23 protein-coding genes are annotated in these 19,057 nt (G+C 60.7%); 15 read left to right on the top strand and 8 right to left on the bottom strand.

Annotated elements, in window-relative coordinates; genetic code table 11:
• The first annotated feature begins 216 nt into the window (after positions 1 to 216).
• The gene (locus B9G99_RS05370) at positions 217 to 1,383 is read left to right on the top strand and encodes a glycosyltransferase family 9 protein (RefSeq protein WP_086621079.1); all 1,167 of its coding nucleotides are present in this window, start codon (positions 217 to 219) and stop codon (positions 1,381 to 1,383) included.
• A 24-nt stretch (positions 1,384 to 1,407) separates the two neighbouring features.
• Here B9G99_RS05370 and B9G99_RS05365 read toward each other — a convergent pair whose 3' ends face one another.
• From B9G99_RS05365 to B9G99_RS05350, 4 genes are all read right to left on the bottom strand, one after another.
• Entirely contained in the window at positions 1,408 to 2,304 is an 897-nt protein-coding gene (locus B9G99_RS05365) for a DMT family transporter (protein ID WP_086621078.1), read from the bottom strand.
• A 197-nt stretch (positions 2,305 to 2,501) separates the two neighbouring features.
• A complete protein-coding gene (locus tag B9G99_RS05360; protein ID WP_086621077.1) occupies positions 2,502 to 4,955 on the bottom strand; it encodes a molybdopterin-containing oxidoreductase family protein in 2,454 nt (817 codons plus the stop codon).
• A gap of 15 nt (positions 4,956 to 4,970) precedes the next feature.
• Positions 4,971 to 5,159: a hypothetical protein gene (locus B9G99_RS05355; RefSeq protein ID WP_086621076.1), complete on the bottom strand. Its 189-nt coding sequence runs from the start codon at positions 5,157 to 5,159 to the stop codon at positions 4,971 to 4,973.
• 46 nt (positions 5,160 to 5,205) lie between these two features.
• A complete protein-coding gene (locus B9G99_RS05350; protein ID WP_086621075.1) occupies positions 5,206 to 5,859 on the bottom strand; it encodes a 4Fe-4S dicluster domain-containing protein in 654 nt (217 codons plus the stop codon).
• Positions 5,860 to 6,026: 167 nt separating this feature from the next.
• Between B9G99_RS05350 and cdd the strand changes: the two genes are divergently transcribed.
• The 3 genes from cdd to B9G99_RS05335 all read left to right on the top strand — a co-directional run bounded on the left by cdd (position 6,027) and on the right by B9G99_RS05335 (position 7,898).
• Positions 6,027 to 6,455, top strand: coding sequence for a cytidine deaminase (gene cdd, locus B9G99_RS05345; RefSeq protein WP_086621074.1), 429 nt, complete (start codon positions 6,027 to 6,029; stop codon positions 6,453 to 6,455).
• A 27-nt stretch (positions 6,456 to 6,482) separates the two neighbouring features.
• Positions 6,483 to 7,046, top strand: coding sequence for a putative glycolipid-binding domain-containing protein (locus B9G99_RS05340; protein WP_086621073.1), 564 nt, complete (start codon positions 6,483 to 6,485; stop codon positions 7,044 to 7,046).
• A gap of 600 nt (positions 7,047 to 7,646) precedes the next feature.
• The gene (locus B9G99_RS05335) at positions 7,647 to 7,898 is read left to right on the top strand and encodes a hypothetical protein (protein ID WP_086621072.1); all 252 of its coding nucleotides are present in this window, start codon (positions 7,647 to 7,649) and stop codon (positions 7,896 to 7,898) included.
• A 210-nt stretch (positions 7,899 to 8,108) separates the two neighbouring features.
• Here B9G99_RS05335 and B9G99_RS05330 read toward each other — a convergent pair whose 3' ends face one another.
• Positions 8,109 to 8,501: an MAPEG family protein gene (locus B9G99_RS05330; protein WP_086621071.1), complete on the bottom strand. Its 393-nt coding sequence runs from the start codon at positions 8,499 to 8,501 to the stop codon at positions 8,109 to 8,111.
• A gap of 257 nt (positions 8,502 to 8,758) precedes the next feature.
• On the opposite strand from B9G99_RS05330, the gene B9G99_RS05325 reads away from it, so the two are divergent.
• Positions 8,759 to 9,181 carry a GFA family protein gene (locus tag B9G99_RS05325; RefSeq protein ID WP_086621070.1) on the top strand — a complete coding sequence of 141 codons (423 nt, stop codon included), beginning with the start codon at positions 8,759 to 8,761 and terminating at the stop codon, positions 9,179 to 9,181.
• A 2-nt stretch (positions 9,182 to 9,183) separates the two neighbouring features.
• Here the strand turns inward: B9G99_RS05325 and B9G99_RS05320 are convergent, their stop codons facing one another.
• Both B9G99_RS05320 and B9G99_RS05315 read right to left on the bottom strand, forming a co-directional pair.
• Positions 9,184 to 10,134 (bottom strand): D-2-hydroxyacid dehydrogenase family protein, encoded by a 951-nt coding sequence (locus B9G99_RS05320; protein WP_086621069.1) that lies wholly within the window; start codon positions 10,132 to 10,134, stop codon positions 9,184 to 9,186.
• A 40-nt stretch (positions 10,135 to 10,174) separates the two neighbouring features.
• The gene (locus tag B9G99_RS05315; RefSeq protein WP_227875943.1) at positions 10,175 to 10,618 is read right to left on the bottom strand and encodes a DUF4174 domain-containing protein; all 444 of its coding nucleotides are present in this window, start codon (positions 10,616 to 10,618) and stop codon (positions 10,175 to 10,177) included.
• A gap of 98 nt (positions 10,619 to 10,716) precedes the next feature.
• On the opposite strand from B9G99_RS05315, the gene B9G99_RS05310 reads away from it, so the two are divergent.
• The 9 genes from B9G99_RS05310 (at position 10,717) to B9G99_RS17285 (ending at position 17,019) form a co-directional block, all read left to right on the top strand.
• Positions 10,717 to 11,574: a ribonuclease Z gene (locus tag B9G99_RS05310; protein WP_227875942.1), complete on the top strand. Its 858-nt coding sequence runs from the start codon at positions 10,717 to 10,719 to the stop codon at positions 11,572 to 11,574.
• Positions 11,575 to 11,740: 166 nt separating this feature from the next.
• Complete coding sequence (locus B9G99_RS05305; protein ID WP_086621068.1) at positions 11,741 to 12,331, top strand: UbiX family flavin prenyltransferase; 591 nt, start codon at positions 11,741 to 11,743, stop codon at positions 12,329 to 12,331.
• A 64-nt stretch (positions 12,332 to 12,395) separates the two neighbouring features.
• Positions 12,396 to 12,950, top strand: a complete 555-nt coding sequence (locus B9G99_RS05300; RefSeq protein ID WP_086621067.1) for a DUF6438 domain-containing protein — start codon at positions 12,396 to 12,398, stop codon at positions 12,948 to 12,950.
• Positions 12,950 to 13,084 carry a DUF2256 domain-containing protein gene (locus B9G99_RS05295; protein ID WP_086621066.1) on the top strand — a complete coding sequence of 45 codons (135 nt, stop codon included), beginning with the start codon at positions 12,950 to 12,952 and terminating at the stop codon, positions 13,082 to 13,084. Before B9G99_RS05300 ends, B9G99_RS05295 begins: the two co-directional genes overlap by 1 nt.
• A gap of 87 nt (positions 13,085 to 13,171) precedes the next feature.
• Positions 13,172 to 13,369 carry a hypothetical protein gene (locus B9G99_RS05290; RefSeq protein ID WP_086621065.1) on the top strand — a complete coding sequence of 66 codons (198 nt, stop codon included), beginning with the start codon at positions 13,172 to 13,174 and terminating at the stop codon, positions 13,367 to 13,369.
• 207 nt (positions 13,370 to 13,576) lie between these two features.
• A complete protein-coding gene (locus B9G99_RS05285; protein ID WP_086621064.1) occupies positions 13,577 to 15,217 on the top strand; it encodes a putative bifunctional diguanylate cyclase/phosphodiesterase in 1,641 nt (546 codons plus the stop codon).
• Positions 15,198 to 16,127, top strand: coding sequence for a DNA/RNA non-specific endonuclease (locus B9G99_RS05280; protein WP_086621063.1), 930 nt, complete (start codon positions 15,198 to 15,200; stop codon positions 16,125 to 16,127). Before B9G99_RS05285 ends, B9G99_RS05280 begins: the two co-directional genes overlap by 20 nt.
• Before the next feature lie 32 nt (positions 16,128 to 16,159).
• Entirely contained in the window at positions 16,160 to 16,612 is a 453-nt protein-coding gene (locus tag B9G99_RS16940; RefSeq protein ID WP_086621062.1) for an AraC family ligand binding domain-containing protein, read from the top strand.
• Positions 16,613 to 16,671: 59 nt separating this feature from the next.
• Positions 16,672 to 17,019: a helix-turn-helix transcriptional regulator gene (locus B9G99_RS17285; protein WP_227875994.1), complete on the top strand. Its 348-nt coding sequence runs from the start codon at positions 16,672 to 16,674 to the stop codon at positions 17,017 to 17,019.
• Here B9G99_RS17285 and B9G99_RS05265 read toward each other — a convergent pair.
• Positions 16,928 to 17,557, bottom strand: a complete 630-nt coding sequence (locus B9G99_RS05265; protein WP_227875941.1) for a LysE family translocator — start codon at positions 17,555 to 17,557, stop codon at positions 16,928 to 16,930. The two genes, B9G99_RS17285 and B9G99_RS05265, sit on opposite strands and share 92 nt — an antisense overlap.
• A gap of 182 nt (positions 17,558 to 17,739) precedes the next feature.
• On the opposite strand from B9G99_RS05265, the gene B9G99_RS05260 reads away from it, so the two are divergent.
• The gene (locus B9G99_RS05260; RefSeq protein ID WP_086621060.1) at positions 17,740 to 19,053 is read left to right on the top strand and encodes a lactonase family protein; all 1,314 of its coding nucleotides are present in this window, start codon (positions 17,740 to 17,742) and stop codon (positions 19,051 to 19,053) included.
• Positions 19,054 to 19,057 lie beyond the last annotated feature (4 nt).

Raw genomic sequence — 19,057 nt, 5'->3', positions numbered from 1 at the left:
CTCACGTTTCCTTTTAATAAAACGGTAACGCCGGGTTGAATGTTTAATATTTTCTTCATTTTAATGTGCGGATTTTAAGAAAATCTCTCTTGAATACTGGAACCAGTGACTGTCATCGTGGTCTTTTAACGTCAACGATTGAAAAACGAATGCGTTAATAAATCATTAATAATTTTGAGTCTTTTCTCTCAATGAATGCCCTGACCAGGTGATGTGATGTCTCTGAAAACAGCGATTCGCACCAATACAATTCTTAAAACACTCGCACAGGGTATCGAGAAGAGGGCACGACGCGGCGTGACCTTTCTCATCACCAGATATCTTCAGAAAAGTGAAAGCGTTGATGTCAAAAATCTTCAGGGCCCGTTAAAAATACTGCTGGTGCGTCCCAATTATCGAATTGGCAACGCGCTGATCATGTCGCCGGTGATCGAGACCTTTCGACAGCGTTTTCCAGACGCCAGAATTGACCTTCTCACGACCGACAGCACCCGGTCGCTGTTTCGTCATCAGCGTCTGGATCACGTTCTGACCCTCTCCCGTGATGCCATCACACGGCCATGGCGTTTTCCCGCCATGATCCGGCGCCTGCGTCAGGAGCAATACGATCTTGCCGTACAGGTAGGCCCCAGCTCGCTGACCGGACTGATCTTCGTGCGCTGTATCAATAGTCGCTACACCATGGGCAAGGGCAAGCGCGGCCAGCGCTGGTTCGATATTGAAGTCAGTGGCGATCAGGCACATGCCTACGACATTCCGCAGATGTTTTCTCAGGCACTTGAAACGCCCTGCCGTGACCGTCCGCTGATGAGGTTGAGCCACGGTGAATGCAGCATCGGACGCGGGGAGCTCGAAGAACTCGGCATCGACTTTGATGATACCGGGCGGGCAGCACCTTTCGTGGCCCTGTTTATCGGTGGCCATCTCGACAAGCGACTGCCCTTGAGTTTCTGGCAGGAAAGCATCAGGGCGCTCGCGGCCGCCGGGCAGCGACATGTGGTGTTTGTCGGGCCCGAGGAACTGCGCCATGCGCCCCTGCTTGAACAGGAAATGGCCAACAGTCGCTACGGTGCCCTTTGTCGCCCCCGGCCGCTACGAACCTTCGCGGCCATGCTGCATCATGCCCGCCATCTCATCAGCCCTGATTCCGGACCGTTGCATATCGGTGCGGCGCTGGATGTTCCGGTCATGGCGCTGGTTCAAAAGCGCAAGTCCCTGAAGTTTGTCCCGCGCGGGCCGCTGGACATCGTGCTCTGGCAGCCGAATGCTCGTCAGCTGGTGGCCGCCGTCACTTCGCCCGAGCAATATCAGGGCTGTCGGGAGATTGGCACATCCGATACCGACACGATGCAGGTCATGGCCGCTGCTCTGGCAGGCCGTTAATCGCCACCGGTATTTCCGGGGGCATCACCCGGTATGGGACGCGGCCGCCATCCTGCGGCCGCGCACGCGACGCAGTCCCAGCCAGCCATTGCCCAGAAGCGTCACCAGCGTTAACAGCCCACCATAAAGCGTGGCCTCGGGCGGGTTTTCGCCGAGCAGCCACCAGACCCACAACGTGCCAAGGATGGCCTCGATCAGATAGAACAGTGCCACTTCGGCAGAAGGTAGATAGCGGGTGGCGTTATTGATCAGGGCCGTGGCCAGCGGCATCTGGACCAGTCCCATGATGGCGAGCACGAGATAGCTGTGAGGTTCGAGTGCCAGCGGCGTGGCCATGGGCCAGGCCACCAAGGCCGTGATGATCCCGCCGCCCGCGATCAGGGGGAGGCGGTCCAGCACGGGATAGCGACGCAGCAGCGTCAGGTTGGCGCCCACGGCCATGGCGGCGCCGAGTGCGAAGGCATCGCCCAGCAGGCCTTCGCCGGTCAATGAGCCGGCAAAGACAATCACTAGCCCCAGCATGGCAAGACCGATGGCGACCCAGGTTCTCACCGCGACGTGTTCCTGCAGGAACAGCCGGGTAAAAATGGCGGCAAACAGGGGTGCCGTGCTTAAAATGACCACCACATTGGCCACGCGGGTGTGCATGACCGCCATCACGAACAAAAGCGAGATCGCCGCCAGTAGTCCGGCGGAGATCAACGAAGCGCCGCGATGGGCATTGAGCGTGGCCAGCCGTCGACGCCGGCAATAGAGCACGCCCATGATGAGCGCCATCAACGCCCCGCGCCAGAAGGCGATGTTCCAGCCATCGGTGGCCGCCAGCCGTACCAGCAGGCTGTCAAAGCTCAGGACAACGATACCTGAAGTCGCCAGTGTCAGACCGCGGGAATGCTGTGCGGTCGCATCATGGACAGCCATGTCGAATCTCCTTGAGCGCCTCGATATCGGACCGTGGTCTACGTAATGACCTGAAAGCCCGATCGCCTGCGAGTAACGGATCAAATGGTCTGACGCCTCATCCTAACCGTTACCGTTAAAGCCCCTGTTCTCGTTGCGCCGCCGGGCAGGGCATGGGCGACGTCTGAAAGCACTCTGCCGCCGCCCGGGCTTTCGGGTCAGAGCCACTGACGCCGACCCCTTGTTGATGGATGATCCGGCGCCTCGATGCGGCGCAGGCTGCAGACCGTATTGAACCAGGCCTGATTGCCGATCAATGGCTCCGGGTTGATCGGCTGCAGGGCATTGACGTTAACACCATTACCGCGCCCGCCCAGGCGCTCGTCCCACCACAGGTGATCACGTAGATCGTCGCGTTCGGGGGCCGGGCCATACGCTCTGTGGCCCAGCGCGGCTTCCTGTGCCCTTGGTCCCTGACGTGCCATGGCTGCGCGTCCGGAGACGACGTATCCCAGACTGTTGGAGATTGCGACCACCCGCGGATGAATGCCCTCGGTCACCACTACCTGCACCTGCTGGCTGCCGATCGCTTCACCGGTGCCGCGAAAGGCCTGATCTCCCCGGTCGCTGCTGCGCGGGCGGTAGGTGGTCAGTTCGACCAGATCCCCCGAGACAATGCCCAGATGCTCGGCCGTACGCGGATTGATCCACATCGGGTTGTCGTGAACGATCTCGCTGAGATACTTCTGATTGGCCGTGCGCCCCTGGGTATGCACGTTCCACTTGAAGCTGGTCAGGATGAAGCGATCCTCTGGCAGATCCACATGCGCCGGCACCGGCAGGTAGCCCGGTAGCCCGTCATGGTAAATGCCCTGTTCCCGGGCCACCTCGGCCACTTCCCGGCTGTAGATCTCAAAGCGACGTGAGGGCGTGCCGAAGCCGCGCACGGCGCGCCGTGTATCGCCCTCATTGATCATCAGCCCGATGGCCTGTTCCTTCCCCTGCGCGTCGCGCTGATGGATTGTCCCGGTATCTTCATCGATGCGCGCACCGGCAAGCTCGGCGTCACTCAGGGCCCGGCGATGCACCTCGTAGCTTTTGGGCACGTCATCGACGAAGGCGCCGTGGCGTTTCATCCATTCGAATCCATCGACCTCTTCTCCGGCGGGGATATGGCGACACTGATGGCGCACGAAGGCCTCGTGATCGCCGAATTCAAAATAGCGCGCCTGCTCCGGGCCCAGCCGACGGCCGATATCAAACAGCACGTCGGCGTAGCTGCGGGCCTCGCCGGGCGGTGCCACCATGGGCTGGCGCAGGGTGACGAAATGGCGCAGTTCGGGGCTGCTGCGGGTTTCCAGCCCCCAGCGCTCCAGATAGGTGGCATCCGGCAGGATCAGGTCGGCGTAGTGGGCCATCTCGGAATAGACCACATCGGAGCAGGCGTGAAAGGGGATCAGCGATTCATCCTTGAGCACCCCGACCGTGGTGGTGCGTCCCTCCGGCCAGTTCATCGGCGAGCTGATGGTATAGGAGAGATAGACATCCACTTTGGCACGCCCCTGGCGGATGTACTCATAAACGATCTGGCCCACCTTCATCTTCTGCCAGCGGTTGGCCAGCGGCCACTCCGGCGGATCTTCCAGATCGGTTCTGATCGCAGGTTTGGGCGGGACGGGGTCGGGCTGAGGGTAGCGCTCGGCGCGCAGTTTCTCTTCCATGCCGTAGCAGTAGCCACCAGGGCGACCCACGGAGCCGATCAGCGCGTTGAGCATCACCACGGCGCGCTCGGCGTTCATGCCGTTGTAGTGCGAGCCGGTGCCGCGATTGGTGAAGGCCACGGCGGTCGGCCTGGCGCGCGCAAAGGCCAGCGCGACCCGTTCGATATCAGCAGCGGCAAGGCCTGATTCGGTGGCTGCCCACTCGGGGGTGTAATCCTTTAAAAAATCGATGATTTCAGTGGCCGACAGATTGACGAAGTGCTCGATGAACTCCCGATCAAACTCGCCCTCGCGCATGATCACATGCGCCATGGCCAGCGCCACGGCGCCTTCGGTGCCCGGGAAGGGGGCAAACCACTCATCGCTGCGCCCGGCGGTATTGGAAAGCCTCACATCGAAGGTCACCAGCGTCGCGCCATGGTCAAAGCGGGCCTTGATCACGCGCTTGACCAGATGCAGCCCGCCCTGATGAGCCTCATAAAAGTTGGAACCGAAGTTGAGAAAGTAGCGACAGCGTTCGGCGTCGATCGATTCCCAGTCGGTGTCGCCCAGGCTCACATAGTTGGCACCGCGCTTGCTCGAGGAACACAGCGCGCGGTGATTGAGCTGCACCGGCGAGCCGATGGCGCCGAGAAAACGCTTGATCTCGGTATTGATGCGCGAGCGCCCGGCATGCAGCACCACCCGCTCGGGGTGGCCGTCATCGATGCTTTTTTGAATGCGCGTGGTAATCTCGTCATAGGCTTCCTCCCAGCTGATGCGCTGCCACAGGCCTTCGCCCCGAGCGCCTGCCCGCTTGAGCGGGTAGACCAGACGCTCGGGATAGTCATTGATGGTCGGCCCGCTCTGACCCTTGGCGCAGGTCATGTAACTGCCCATGTTGGGATCTTTCGGATTGCCGCGAATCTTGACCACCCGGTCATCAATGACAAATCCCTCGATGCCGCACACGGTCGAGCAGTTGAGTCACACGCTTTTGACGCTGCGTGCCCGGCTGTAATCGTTTTTCACCTTGCGGGGCAGCGACGGCGTCATTAGGGCGCCGCCGACGGCGGCGGCCCCCAGCGCACCACCGACACCCAGATAGATGTATTCGCCTTTTTTGAGACCGGCCAGGGCGGCAATGCCCGCCTTGATAAAGGATCGTCGTTTCATGAAAGCGCCATGTGATCTGCCAGAGAAGTCCGCCCGAAGGGGCGCATCAGCGTTCGGCCCACCGGTCGATTTCGTAATCGACCGGGTCGTGCGGTCGGCCATCGGGGAGTCGGTCTACGGCGGTCTGTGGCACCACCGTGCCCACCCCGCGATAGCGCACCTGCGGTCGGGTACCGCGTTCAGGGCGCAGGCCTTCAAGCTCGTCGCCATGACGCTTGTAAAAGCGTGCCACCGGGCTCTGATCATCGTTGATGTCACCAAAGATCAGCACATCGGCCGGGCAGGCCTCCACACAGGCCGGGGCCATCGATTGTTCAAGCCGGTGGCTGCAGAAGTCGCACTTGTCGGCAATCTTTTGTACCGGGTCGATGTGCAGTGCCCCGTAGGGACACGCCTTGAGACAGGATTCCCACTTGTCACAGGTGTCAGGGTCGATGCGTACGATGCCATCGTCCTGACGGCTGATGGCCCCTGATGGACACGCTGTCATGCAGGGGGCATCAGCGCACTGCATGCAGAGTGTCGGCAGAAAGCTGCGCCGGGTATCCGGGAAGGCCCCGTGGTCGTGATAGAGCACTCGAGTGCGAAAGACGCCCAGCTCGATATCGTTTTCGACCTTGCATGCGACCGAGCAGGCGTGACAGCCGATGCAGCGCTCAAGGTCGATGGCCATCTGCCAGTGCGGTGAGGGAGAGGTCATGAGTGATTGCCTGTCTTGAAGCGGGGTGAAGGCTCGATATGCAGGCCTTGATCATACATGACCCTAAAACAGAATAATTTAATGTAGCTGGCCGGGCCGCGGTGTCCGGCTGTTGCCAGAGCGCAAGGACTGCGACAATAAGCGATCATTCTGACCAGGAGCGTTTCATGACCGACCTTGTTCCCCTGCCCGAAAGCCTGCGCCAACAGCTGATTGGCGTGCGTGACAACGCCTACGCCCCTTATTCGAATCATCCGGTCGGAGCGCTTTTGATCAGCAATAGCGGCACCGTCTATACCGGCTGCAATGTTGAAAGCGCCAATTACAAGGGCCTTTGTGCCGAGGCCGGTGCCATCGCGGCCATGGTCGCTCACGGTGAGCGCGAGATAAAAAGCATTCATGTCATTGGTCCGGGGGATGCGCTGTGTACGCCCTGCGGCGACTGCCGTCAGCGCATTCGCGAGTTCGCCGCACCTGATACCGAAATCGTGGTGGTCAACGCGCAGGGCCAGCCCCTCAAGCGCTATGACATGGAGACCCTGTTGCCCGACTCCTTTGGGCCGGAAAATCTCGGTAAATCCTCGAAAATGGCGTAAGGCAATCCAGGCAAGGGGAGAGGACACATGCAGCGAGAGGTGGCATGGACCGGCTGGGATCATCAGGGCTGCGAGCGCCTTGAGCTGACCATTGCTCATGATGGCATCACGGCTGAAAGCCGGGTGGAAGGCTGCCATGACGGCCAGGGATATCAGTTGAGCTATCAGCTGGTGCTCGACCCGGCGTGGCGGATGCGTCAGCTGTCGGCTCGGCTGGATGATGGTCGCTCCTGTCAGCTTTCAAGCGATGGGCAGGGCCGTTGGTGGTGTCAGAAGCAGGGGCCCTTGACGGCTCTGTCTGGCTGTATCGATATCGATATTGCCGTGACCCCCTTTACCAACACGTTGCCGATTCGACGACTGGGCCTTGAACCGGGAGAATCAACAGCACTATCGGTGGTCCTGCTGTCGGTACCGTCGCTGGATATTGGCCTCATGCGGCAGCGCTATACACGTCTGTCGTCACATGGCTGGCGCTATGAAGGGCTCGGCAGCGGCTTCACGGCGACTCTGGAGGTCGATGATCAGGGGCTGGTACTGGATTATCCCGACACTTTCCGACGACAACGCAGGGCTGATCCTGCCTTTTGATTCAGTCAGTTGCGATTAATATTGGAATTGAAAAACAGTGTTGTACAAGTTGTGCTGATTCCGGGTGAGGTTTTGGCCTGTCGTCATTCAAATGTCATCAAAAAGCAGGCTGAAAAGTGTTGTCAGGCCCGGAATTGACGGTTACAAAAAATTATAATGTACAAGCCTTGTACATTGCCCGGCGCTATGCCAGAGTGTGTTTACACGGTCAGCAGGGACGCTGACCCGGGATCAACAGGGACGCTGACCCGGGATCAACAGGGACGCTGACCCGGGATCAACAGGGACGCTGACCCGGGATCAACAGGGACGCTGACCCGGGATCAACAGGGACGCTGACCCGGGATCAACAGGGACGCTGACCCGGGATCAACAGGGACGCTGACCCGGGATCAACAGGGACGCTGACCCGGGATCAACAGGGACGCTGACCCGGGATCAACAGGGACGTTGATCCGGGATCAACAGGGACGTTGATCCGAATGGCGAGGAACGCCACGGCAGGGATTGCCGCAGTGATCGGCCAGGATGGCCAGAGCAAGGATTGCAACACTTACCGGCCAGGAAGGCCGGTCACATGACCAGGGAAGGACTCAAGCCATGACACATTTCATCTCCTGCACGCGCTGTGGTCACGACCAGAATACTCCGATGGATACCTGCAACGAGTGGGACGAGATCACCTGCTCCGAGTGTGGCGAGTTTCTGGACACGGTAGGTCACTGGAATGATCTCCATTCTCCGTCCTTTGCCATGCAGACGCTGAACAAGTCCAGAACCCTGACGCTCATGATGGCCCGCGAAAGCCGCCCCATCAATGACCAGCAGATCGGTCAGCGCGCCTCCGCCTGATCCACGGTAGCTGCTGCAGAACATGATAAAATGCCGCTTCTCTGAAGCGGCATTTTTTATGGCTGCTGATCCGCGCCACACTCCCTGGCGGATGCCTTTTATGTCCACGCCCTGATCATTGCCGTATCAAGGCACCTCCCTGAAAGAAGGAATGCCCGGCGCTGAACCGGGCACTTTTGAAAACGGTGGTGACAGCCGTCAGGGTGCGGACTAGAAAATGACCGGCAGTATCACCAGTACAAGTCCCAGAAGGCTTATTCCCCAGACCATCGAGCGCACGTAGGGAATGCCCATGGCGTAGAGGGGAACATAGACGATACGGGCCAGAAAATAGAGCCAGGCGCCCCAGGCCGTCATCGCCCCTTCCTGTCCACCCACATGTGCGATCAGGATGGCGCCGATAAACAGTGGCAGGGTCTCGAACAGGTTTTTCTGGGCCCGAAACAGCCGTCCGGTCACCACGCCCATCGGAGGGCCTTCCTTGTCGCGCGGTCCGGCGTTGTAATCAAGGCCGGTCTCGCGATTGCGATACATCGCCGGCAGCATGATCTGGATGATGGCCAGCACCAGCGTCCAGCCCAGCAGATAGAGTTCCATGGTCATGCGCGACTCCCGAGGTGATTCATAGGACAGTGTCTCTTCAAGAGTAGCAGGCCTGTGGTATCGCAAGGCTTTCATGGCGAGAAAGCGCATGACGCTCTATTCGTTTTAAACGAAGATGAGGATCTTCCATGCATCATGTCTGATCTAATGGTGTGATGTCGTGATAGGGTTCGAGACCGGCATGGGATCCCTGCCATGAAAAGGGCGCCAGCGGCCGGCGACATTGCAGATCAATGCATTCACAAGGAGGAGACATCATGACCGAGATTACGGAAAGGGCGGGCGGCTGTCTGTGCGGGCAGGTCCGGTTTATGGTACGACACGGTGGTGAAGTGCACGTCTGCCACTGCTCCCTGTGTCGCAAGGCCACGGGCGGACCCATGCTGGCCGTGATCTGTGAGGGAAAACCGGTCTTTGATGATGGCTCGCCGGTCGGCATCTATCACTCCTCCGAGCAGGGCGAGCGCGGTTTTTGCCTGCGCTGTGGGAGTCAGCTCTATTTTCGCCACACCCCGGACAACGCCTATGCGTTCACGGCGGGCACCTTTGATGATCAGTCCCTGATGGTGATGACCGAAGAGATCTATCTTCAGGACAAACCCGGCTTTTACGACTTTGCCAATGAAACGCGGCGCTATGCTCAGGATGTGGGCAGCACGCTCGTGCCTCGCGAGAGCTAGCCTTACAGTCGCCGAATCGGCGTACCCGAAAGCCAGGCCTCGATATTTTCGATGGCCTGTCCAAACCAGACGCGGTAGTTGGTATCGCTGACGTACCCCAGGTGTGGCGTGGCCAGCACGCTGGGCAATCGTCGCAGGGGATGATCAGGCGGGAGGGGCTCCTGTTCGAAAACATCCAGTCCCGCGCCGGCAATCCGGCCTTCCTCGAGCACCTCAAGCAGTGCGGTCTGATCGACGATGGCCGCGCGTGAGGTGTTGATCAAAAGCGAGGTGGGCGGCATCCATTCGAGCGCTTCCCGGCTGATCAAATGATGGGTGCGCGCGCTCAGCACCAGGTGAATCGAGACGATATCGCTGGTGCTCATCAGCGTCTTCAGGGAGTCGGCATACGTAACGCCTGCCTCCTCGCAGCGTGCCGGCGTCAGATGCTCGCTCCAGGCCATCACCTCCATATCGAAGGCCTGCGCGATGCGCGCCATGCGTGTGCCGATCTTGCCAAGCCCGACAATGCCCAGTGTGCGGCCTGCCAGCGTCGTGCCAACCGTACTCTGCCACGGGCCATTGGTGGTGAAATGATGATGCTCGGCGGGTAGGTGGCGTGCCAGTCCCAGAATCAGTGCCCAGGCAAGCTCGGTGGGCGGTGCTGGATGGCTGTCGGTGCCGCAGACCGTGATGCCTCGCTCGCGCGCTGTCTCAATATCGATGGCGGCGTTGCGCATTCCTGAAGTGATCAAAAGCTTCAGTTGCGGCAGGCGGGACAGCAGTGTCGCCGGGAAGGGCGTGCGCTCGCGCATGATGACAATCACGTCAAACCCGACCAGCCGTTCGACGAGCGCGTTCTCATCATCAAGGTGATCGTGAAAGGGTGTGATGGCGACACGCCCCTCGAGGCGCGACCAGTCGGCCATGGTCAGCGCCGCATTCTGGTAGTCATCAATGATGGCACAGCGCATGTGTGACCCTCCCCTGCAGTGACCGTTGACCGGCTGGCGCCTACTGGCGCGCGCGGCGCATCGGCATGTTATCGATGGTATCGAACAGCTGACGCGGATCCACAAAGCCTTCCTGCTGCACCTTTTTACCGCCATCCTTGCCGACCAGCACCGTGGTCAGCGGCCCCCGGGCGTTCACCCCAAGAGCATCCAGCAGCGCATCGGTTTCGATCTCGGTCAGCGCCTGGCCATCCTTGCTGCCGTCGCCGTTTTCCACGGTGTAGAGCACCATCTCGCGATCGTTAAAGGCGTCGCGCTGCGTTTCGATGATGCCGCGCATGCGCTCATAGTCCGGGTTGTCCGCACTCGGGGTTACCATGATCAGCGGGCGCGACTGCCACTTGTCGGCCAGCAGCGGATTGGCGGCCGGGTTGATCTCGCCTGCCTGCGCGCCACCGCCCGTCAGGGCGGCGGCCAGCAGGGCCGGCATGATCCACTGTTTCATCATCTGCTCCTTGATCAAACGTTGACAGGCATGCTTTCCAGCATAGCCTCCGGCATGATGATCATCACCCCGTCTTGTTCAATACCCAGGATTTTGCCATGCAGCTGCGCTTTCTGGGCACCTCGGCCGGTGTCCCTACCAGAGCCCGTAACGTCAGTGCGCTCGCCCTGATTCCGGAAAGACAGCGTCGCTGGATGCTCATTGACTGCGGCGAAGGTACCCAGCATCAGCTGATGCGCACGCCCCTGAGCGCGGCACGCCTTGAAGCAGTATTGATCACCCATGTTCACGGTGATCACTGCTATGGTCTCCCCGGACTGCTGGCCAGTGCCTCGATGGCCGGGCGCCGGGCACCGCTGACTCTCGTGGGGCCGCCGGCCGTGCGTGAATATATCGAGGCAATAAAGGCTACCACTGGACTGTTTTTCGATTTCGAGCTGATCCACGTCGAGGCTTCAACGCTGGTCGAGGCGCCCTTGAAACTTGCCGATGTCATCGTGCGCGCCACGCCGCTGTCTCATGGCGTCGAGTGTTACGCCTATGCGTTTGAAGAGCGCCATGTCGAAGCCGGGCTGAATGTCGGGAAGCTCCGGGCGGAAGGCGTGACGGCCGGTCCGCTATGGGGCCGTCTTCAGCGCGGTGAAACGGTCATCGATGAGCAGGGACGCAAGCTGAGCGGCGCTGACTATCAATTACCTTCGCGTGACGCGCGTCGGCTGGTGGTGGCCGGTGACAACGACACGCCCGATCTGCTGGCTGAGCTCTGTCAGGGCGCGGACGTCCTGGTGCATGAAGCGACCTATACCGAGGCGGTGATCGAGCGTCAGGGCACCGACCACGGCCACAGCAGTGCTGCCCGCATTGGTACCTTTGCGGCCGAGGCGGGGATTTCCGGACTTATCCTGACGCACTTCAGCCCGCGCTATGTCAGTCGCCCGGGGGGCGCACTGTATTGACGAGATCGAGCAGGAGGCGCGCGGCCACTTTAACGCCACGTTGATGCTGGCCGAGGATCTGGCCGTGTTTGAACTGTCGCGGGACCATGGGCTGCATCGATGTGAATAAGGGCATGCCCGGCTACAATGGGGCTTACGCGTTCTTTCATGATTTGCAGGAGCCCTGATGCCCCGTCGTCGACTGATCATTGCCATTACCGGTGCCACAGGCTTTGTCTACGGCGCGCGCGCCCTGGAGCTGCTCAGGCCGCTTGAGATCGAGACCCATCTGGTGGTGTCCAAATCCGCCGAGCTGACCCGTCGCTATGAGACCGGCATCAGCCGCGATCAACTGTTTGCGCTGGCCGATGAGGTCCATCCGGTCGGCGATATCGGTGCTTCCTTGGCTTCCGGCTCCTTTAAAACGCTCGGCATGCTGGTGGCCCCCTGTTCGATCAAGACCATGTCGGAAATCGCCACCGGCACGACCACCAATCTGATCTCGCGCGCCGCCGATGTGGTGCTCAAGGAGCGCCGTCGGCTGGTGTTGATGCTGCGCGAAACGCCGCTGCATCTGGGGCATCTGCGCACCATGACGACCCTGACCGAAATGGGTGCCATCCTGTTTCCGCCGGTGCCGGCCTTTTACGCCCGGCCGACCACAATCGAGGAGATGGTCGATCACAGCGTGGCGCGCGCGCTGGATCTCTTTGATATCGAGATCGACGGCATGCCGCGCTGGGGCGAAAACCTTCACCCGCCGGGCAGGGCCCGATGATCAGGGGCCACGTTTGAAGCAGCTCGTCGCCACGGGCAGGGCACAACGATCAGGGAGTTTGTCCATGAACACTTTTCTGCGCGCCACGTGTCTGGCAGGTGCTGTCATGCTGGCAGGCTGCGCGAGCGGCGGCGATCCTGAGCCAGCCTCAAACCGCGGTGATATCGCGGCGGCAGCAGCCGGTGATCTGACCAGCATTCGCTATGAGGTCGGGCCCTGCCATGGGTTTTGCCCGGTCTACTCCGTTGAGGTTCGCGCCGATGGCACCACCACGTTTATCGGTCAACAGCATACGCAGGCCAGGGGCAGGCAGGTCCGTCAAAACGACGCGCAGGCGTTTTCCCGGCTTCAGCAGGCTCTGGCCCCATGGCAGCCGATGATGGATCAGTCACGCGAATCCGACGACTGCGGGCCGCGCGTGACGGACATGTCGCATTACACCGTGACCTGGATCTGGCATAACGGGCATCGGGCAACGCTTTTACACGACGGCGGCTGCCGCTCGGCGCGTGCACGGTCGCTGACACATCTGCTTGGCGACAGGATGCCTCAAACCCTTGGCATCTCGAACTGGATCGAGACGCCCTCATCAGACGCGATGGAAGTGCCGGCCAACTGATGCGAAAGAAATCCGATCTGCCGACCAAAACCTGCCCGGTGTGTGGTCTTCCCTTTACCTGGCGCAAGAAGTGGGCGCGCAACTGGGACAGCGTGATCTACTGCTCCGAACGATGTCGGCGCTCGAAGTCATGACGCCGTTATCAGAGTGTCATCACCGTGACATCCGCGCTCGACATGCTGCGCCTGACAGATGCTATCCACGGTCACGGAGTAATGCTCATGCTGGGTCTGACATCACGGGAAATGGAACGGCTCAAACAGCGCGATATTCATCCGGTCTGCGTTGAAGGCAGTGACTGCCTGATCAGAATGCACGGTCGGCTTGTGCGTTGTACCCCTCACGATCTGCATCGGCTGGCGGCCCCTTCCCTGCGTGAGCGCATGCGCGGCCAGATCAACCGACGCTCGAGTGCCTGAATATCCCGGCAGGATAAACGTGGGCAAGGTCCGGTCTGGCCCTGGTCTTTCATTTCTGACGGTGATTTCTTTTACAGGCCATCTCATCTGAAGGTATGAACGCAAGGTTCAGAAGACTAAAGTAGCGGCCGATAGATAAGCTCTATTATTAGACATTTCTCAAATAATTGCTGTCAGTCAACGGCCGCGGCTCTGGTACTTCTTTTCATGCGAACCAAGGGTTATCTCCTTCGTCAGGGGCTTGCGCTCTTTGCCGCCACGCTTGTGATCCTCTTTTTGATTGCCGTGACCTGGGAGTTCTGGCTGGAGGTACCGGCCTTCAAGTGGTTGGGCTGGGGCAAGCCGCCGGATCTCGATACTGCCTCGCGCTGGCGCTTTATTCTGACCTGTACCGGATTTGCCGCCGTGGCCATGGTCGTGCCATGGATACTCTCCCTTCGGCTGATCTGGCGGCTGCGTCACCGCTATCGCCATCTGCTGGCCGCCCGAGCGCACGGCTATCATCTGGCCCGGCACGATGCCCTGACCGATCTCATGAATCGCCCCCATTTCATGACCCTGCTGCATGCCCGGCTCAGCCCGATGCTTGAGCAGACCGCGCTGCTGGTCATCGACCTTGATCACTTTCAGGCCATCAATGATGCCCATGGCAACACGGCGGGAGATTATGCCCTGCGCCGTATTGCCGGGCGACTGAACAGTGTGCGCGCCGTTGGCGACCCGCTGCTGGGGCGACTGGGAGGCGACGAATTCGTGGTGGCGTTGACCGGTGCGCTGACCCGGCGCGAGATTCTTGACCAGGCGCAGGCATTACAGGGGCTGGTGCGACAGCCGCTGGTCTGTGGCCATCGACGCGAAATACTGGAAACCACCATCGGCATCGCCGTCGCCCCCCTCAACGCCACCTCGGCCGATCAACTGCTGGCCGCGGCCTATAGCGCCATGCACAAGGCCAAGTGCAGTGGCGAGCGGATACGGCTGCAGGACACCTTCCTGCCCGAAGCCAAACAGTCGGATGCCCGTCACGCCCAGCGCCTCAGACAGGCACTGGATGACGGCGAGATCGTGCCCTTTTATCAACCGGTCGTGGCGCTTGAAAGCCGTGAGACGGTCGGTGTCGAGATGCTGGCCCGCTGGCAGCATCCCGAGCGCGGGCTGGTCCCGCCGGATGAGTTCATCCCGCTGATTGAACGCCTGGGGTTGATGCCGGAGATGACCCGCCACCTGCTGGACTGCGCCATACAGGATGCCCGGCAGTGGCCGGGTCACTGCTTTCTGGCGATCAATATCACGGCCTCGTATCTGGAAGATGAAACGTTTGTGCCGCAGATGGCCTCACTGCTTGAGCGTCACGCGTTTCCGGCCGATCGTCTGGAGGTCGAAATTACCGAAAACGTGCTGATCGAGCGGCTGGACATCGTTCAACAGAACCTGAATCGGCTACATGACATGGGCGTGCACGTATCGCTGGATGATTTCGGAACCGGCTATTCGGGGCTTTATCACCTGGCGCGGCTGGATGTCGACAAGATCAAGATCGATCGCTCCTTTTTCAATGCAGAAGAGATTCGTCAGGACAATCTGGTGCGCATGATCATTGCCATGGGCCGGTCGCTGGGTATGGCGGTCGTGGCCGAAGGCATCGAGGATGAGCGCCTGGCCGAGCGTCTGGTACGACAGGGTTGCCACCTGGGACAGGGCTATCTCTTTGGTCGACCGATGCCGGCCCAGGCCCTGCGACAGCATCTTCTGGAACGTCATCCACCTGCGACCGACGTTCGGGGCCATCTCTGCCAGGCTACAGATATCACGCCTCAGGGAGCTCACCATGACTGCTCGCAACCATGAACGGACCGGCCTTCGCGACATGCGCCGCTTGATTGAACCCGCAGCCACGGCACGGGCCGAACCGCCTGAGGCCCATACCGCCACCGTGGAGGCACTGGCATCCCGCGAGGGCTATGACGCCGATTTTTTGAAAGACATGCCGGTGGCCCTGCCGATGCCTTCCGGGGTACTGGCCGAAGACGTCACGCCGGTGCCCGGCCGCGAGGATGGCCGGCTCGATTACACCCATTTTTCGCTGGTGATGTCGAAAAGCCGAAGGCTTGCCCTGTTCACGGCAGTCAACATTGATGGTGGCGCGCTGGTCAGTGTTCCCCGTGGCAGCGATCACTGGCGCTTTGATCCACGGATCGACGACGACCTGCAGGCCGGTCCTGATCTCTATAGCCACAATCCACTCGATCGAGGTCATCTGGTGCGTCGCACGGCGGCCAACTGGGGAGACAACGCCCGGCAGGCCAATGACGATACCTTTCACTTCACCAACGCCACACCGCAGATGGCAGGCTTCAACCAGCAGACCTGGCTTGGGCTTGAGGATTATCTGCTGGACAATGCCCGCGCCGATCGCCAGCGCATCACGGTCTTCTCCGGCCCCGTTCTTGATCCTGACGACCGGGTGTATCGCGGCTTTCAGATCCCTGAGGCCTACTGGAAGGTGGTGGCCTTTGCAGGTGAAGACGGTCGGCCTTCGGCCACGGCCTACATGATCGAACAGAGCGATGCGCTGGATCAGCTTGGCTTCATGTTTGGCCAGTACAAGACCTGGCAGCGTAGCGTGGCCCGCATCGAGGCCCTGACCGGACTGGATTTCGGAACGTTGAGTACTTTTGACGGCTTCTCCAGTGAGGAGCGCGAGACCGGCGTTCGTATCGAGGCTGAAATCCGTGGGCCGGAAGATATCCGGGTATAACGACGGTAGGTGTTGCAAGCGAGGGAGGGGAAATGGCACGCGCATCGCATGACATGCACTTCTGGCGTCATCCGGATCTGCCGTGGCTGGAAGCGCGTCTGACCCGGAATGCCCGAGCAGTGCGCTATGCCCGTCACAGCCATGACACCCTGTCGCTGGGCGCCGTACTGGGCGGGCAGAGCCACTATGAGTACTGCCATGAGAGGGTCGAGCATATCGTCCCGGTCTCACGGGGCAGCGTGGTGGCCATGAATCCGGGCGAGGTGCACGCCTGCAACCCGAGCGATGGCCTTCCCTGGTCCTATTTCATGCTCTATATCATCCGCACTGGTTGGCGGCGCGTCAGACGCATGGTGTGGAGGGCTTTCAGCCGCTGGCTCGGCGCATCAGTCGCGACCCGTCGCTTTATCAGGCGTTTTTTGAGCTGGCCGAAGGATTTTTCGATTCAGATCGGTCGCCGCAGGCTGGCGAGATCGAAGGTGTAATCGATCAGGCCCTCGAGGTGCTGGGTACAGCGCCGCACATCGAGTCAGGTGAAAGCGAGATGACCGCTCGCGCCGCGGCGTTTATCCGTACGAACTGTCTATCGCCCCTGAGCCTTGAGCAGGTGGCCCACGCGGCGGGATGCTCGCGGTTTACCCTCATCCGGGGCTTTCGCCGTGACTACGGCATCACGCCCCACGCCTTTTTGATCGATTGTCGCATTCGCTGGGGCCAGCGTGCGCTCAGGCGCGGCGCGGATATCGCCGAAACGGCGCTGAACTGCCATTTCGCCGATCAGGCGCATTTTCAGCGCACCTTCAAACGTCTGACGGCGGCAACGCCCCGGCAGTATCGCCAAGCGACATCAGGGCCATGGCCGCGGCACTGGCCACCAGAAGTGCTGCCATGATCCGGTTGAGCCGGCGCAGATGGTGCGCCTGAGTCAGTCGTGCCCCGAGCCAGCCTCCCATCACTGCCCAGACGCTGATGCTGGCATAGCACAGGATAAAAAAGATGATGGCCAGTACAGCGATTCCGGTGCCATCCCGGGTATAGGCACTCACGGCCGCGGCAGACGCCACCCACGCCTTGGGATTGAGCCACTGCATCAGCGCGCCCTGCCAGAACGAGGGCGCTGCTGCGGGCTCGGCGTGCGCGTCGTGAGCCTTTGACATCGCAAGCATCGCGGCCATGTAAAGCAAAAAGGCAACGCCACCCCAGCGCAGTACCACACCGGCCAGTGGCACCTGCTCAAACAGCGACTGAAGCCCCAGCCCGACCAGCACCAGCAGCAGGGTGAAACCGATGGTGGCGCCGGTGATGTGGCCAAGGCTTTGCCGGACACCGTGGTTGAGCCCGGCACTCAATGCCACGATGTTGACAGGGCCGGGGGTGAGCGAGGCCGCCAGCGCAAAGGCGGCCATGGAGAACAGCAGGGCAGATGACAAGGGAAACACTCTGAAATCAACAACGGCTTTCAGCTTGCGCCTGGTCAGAAGGGATGTATTGAACAATATTGCCTGATGCCTGCGGTCCTGAAGGTGCATGCCCTGGGGTAAACCAAGGTCTGGATTGCCGGTGCAGTAGGGAAGGCCAATGCTTGAGGTTTTCCTTTCCCGGAGGGCATGGCATGGATGGGCAATCAAACGGTGCAGACAGCGTATTGACCGACGAGATGCGTCGCCGCCTTCTCAAGGGCATGGGAATGGCGGCCGGTGCCGCGGCGTTTTACCCGCTGTTGTCGGCATCAAGTGCCGCGATGGCCGCCTCCAATGGCAATGGCGCGCAATACGTCTACGTCGGTACCTATACCGGCCCCAACACCGCGCCGGGCGGTGTGGCGCCCAGCCAGGCAAAGGGGATTTATGTGTTTCGCATGGACCCGGCGCAGGGCGGGCTCACCCCGGTGCAGGTCATGGCGGCCGAAAATCCCTCCTTTCTGGCCCTGTCACCTGATGGCCGTTACCTCTACAGCGTCAATGAACTCGGGCCCGATGATGATGGCAGGCCGCAGGGACGCGTCAGCGCCTATCGCATCGATCCGAAAAACGGTGAGCTTGCCTTTATCAATACCCGGCCAACGCAGGGCAGCTGGACCTGTCACTGCTCGGTCCATCCCTCCGGCCGCTATCTGTTTGCCGCCAACTACGGCACCGGTAGTTTCTCGGTCTTTCCGCTGGGGGCTAACGGCGACATTGAAGAGATGAGCGATCTGGTCGAATCGCCCCGCAATGGGCTGGGGCCGGATGGTGTGCGTCAGGAAGGCGCGCACGCGCACATGATGATCACGGGACCGGGAGCGCATCACGTGTTCGGGGTCGATCTGGGCGCGGATCGGGTGCTGGCGTTCACGCTTGATATGGACAGCGGCAGGCTCTCCCCCGGGCCGGTGCCCTATGCCAATGTGGCCTCGGGCAACGGCTGTCGGCATATGGTCTTTCATCCGCAAAAACCCTTTGCCTACGTGCTCAACGAGCTGTCCTCCACGGTGGATGTTTTTGACTTCTATCCCGAACGCGGCAGTTTCATTCAAACGCAATCGTTGTCGACCCTGCCGGCTGACAGCGAGTTCGGCCGTCCGGTATTCAACCCTGACAACCCGGGCGAAGTGCCCGGCGGCAGCAACACGACCGCCGAGCTTCGCATCCATCCGCAGGGGCATGCGCTCTACGCCACCAATCGCGGTATGAACAGCATCGCCATATTTCGTATCGATGACGAGAGCGGACAGCTGGTCAACACCGGCTGGGTCTCCAGCGGCGGTGAGATTCCGCGCGGCATGAATCTCGACGCATCCGGTCGCTTTCTCTATGTCGGCAACCAGAACAGCGACACCATCAAGGTGTTTGGCATTGATCCGCAAAGCGGTGCGCTGGAAGGCCCTGTACACACGGTCAATTCCCCCGTGCCGGTCGATTTTGCCTTCACGGCCGTCAGCGGTTGATCGC

The sequence above is a fragment of the Kushneria konosiri genome (assembly GCF_002155145.1).
In the GTDB taxonomy this organism is placed as follows: Bacteria; Pseudomonadota; Gammaproteobacteria; order Pseudomonadales; family Halomonadaceae; genus Kushneria; species Kushneria konosiri.
The sequence above is the reverse complement of the archived record's forward strand: the minus strand, read 5'-3'. Positions and strand labels throughout refer to the sequence as shown.

Excerpts from the sequence above, each read along its gene's own strand:
- B9G99_RS05330 (WP_086621071.1), bottom strand. The coding sequence starts at position 8,501 with ATGACCATGGAACTCTATCTGCTGGGCTGGACGCTGGTGCTGGCCATC.
- B9G99_RS05340 (WP_086621073.1), top strand. The coding sequence starts at position 6,483 with ATGCAGCGAGAGGTGGCATGGACCGGCTGGGATCATCAGGGCTGCGAG.
- B9G99_RS05325 (WP_086621070.1), top strand. The coding sequence starts at position 8,759 with ATGACCGAGATTACGGAAAGGGCGGGCGGCTGTCTGTGCGGGCAGGTC.
- B9G99_RS05305 (WP_086621068.1), top strand. The coding sequence starts at position 11,741 with ATGCCCCGTCGTCGACTGATCATTGCCATTACCGGTGCCACAGGCTTT.
- cdd (WP_086621074.1), top strand. The coding sequence starts at position 6,027 with ATGACCGACCTTGTTCCCCTGCCCGAAAGCCTGCGCCAACAGCTGATT.
- B9G99_RS05315 (WP_227875943.1), bottom strand. The coding sequence starts at position 10,618 with ATGAAACAGTGGATCATGCCGGCCCTGCTGGCCGCCGCCCTGACGGGC.
- B9G99_RS16940 (WP_086621062.1), top strand. The coding sequence starts at position 16,160 with ATGGCACGCGCATCGCATGACATGCACTTCTGGCGTCATCCGGATCTG.
- B9G99_RS05320 (WP_086621069.1), bottom strand. The coding sequence starts at position 10,134 with ATGCGCTGTGCCATCATTGATGACTACCAGAATGCGGCGCTGACCATG.
- B9G99_RS05290 (WP_086621065.1), top strand. The coding sequence starts at position 13,172 with ATGCTGGGTCTGACATCACGGGAAATGGAACGGCTCAAACAGCGCGAT.
- B9G99_RS05285 (WP_086621064.1), top strand. The coding sequence starts at position 13,577 with ATGCGAACCAAGGGTTATCTCCTTCGTCAGGGGCTTGCGCTCTTTGCC.
- B9G99_RS17285 (WP_227875994.1), top strand. The coding sequence starts at position 16,672 with ATGACCGCTCGCGCCGCGGCGTTTATCCGTACGAACTGTCTATCGCCC.
- B9G99_RS05280 (WP_086621063.1), top strand. The coding sequence starts at position 15,198 with ATGACTGCTCGCAACCATGAACGGACCGGCCTTCGCGACATGCGCCGC.
- B9G99_RS05350 (WP_086621075.1), bottom strand. The coding sequence starts at position 5,859 with ATGACCTCTCCCTCACCGCACTGGCAGATGGCCATCGACCTTGAGCGC.
- B9G99_RS05335 (WP_086621072.1), top strand. The coding sequence starts at position 7,647 with ATGACACATTTCATCTCCTGCACGCGCTGTGGTCACGACCAGAATACT.
- B9G99_RS05300 (WP_086621067.1), top strand. The coding sequence starts at position 12,396 with ATGAACACTTTTCTGCGCGCCACGTGTCTGGCAGGTGCTGTCATGCTG.
- B9G99_RS05370 (WP_086621079.1), top strand. The coding sequence starts at position 217 with ATGTCTCTGAAAACAGCGATTCGCACCAATACAATTCTTAAAACACTC.
- B9G99_RS05310 (WP_227875942.1), top strand. The coding sequence starts at position 10,717 with ATGCAGCTGCGCTTTCTGGGCACCTCGGCCGGTGTCCCTACCAGAGCC.
- B9G99_RS05365 (WP_086621078.1), bottom strand. The coding sequence starts at position 2,304 with ATGGCTGTCCATGATGCGACCGCACAGCATTCCCGCGGTCTGACACTG.
- B9G99_RS05260 (WP_086621060.1), top strand. The coding sequence starts at position 17,740 with ATGGATGGGCAATCAAACGGTGCAGACAGCGTATTGACCGACGAGATG.
- B9G99_RS05295 (WP_086621066.1), top strand. The coding sequence starts at position 12,950 with ATGCGAAAGAAATCCGATCTGCCGACCAAAACCTGCCCGGTGTGTGGT.
- B9G99_RS05355 (WP_086621076.1), bottom strand. The coding sequence starts at position 5,159 with ATGAAACGACGATCCTTTATCAAGGCGGGCATTGCCGCCCTGGCCGGT.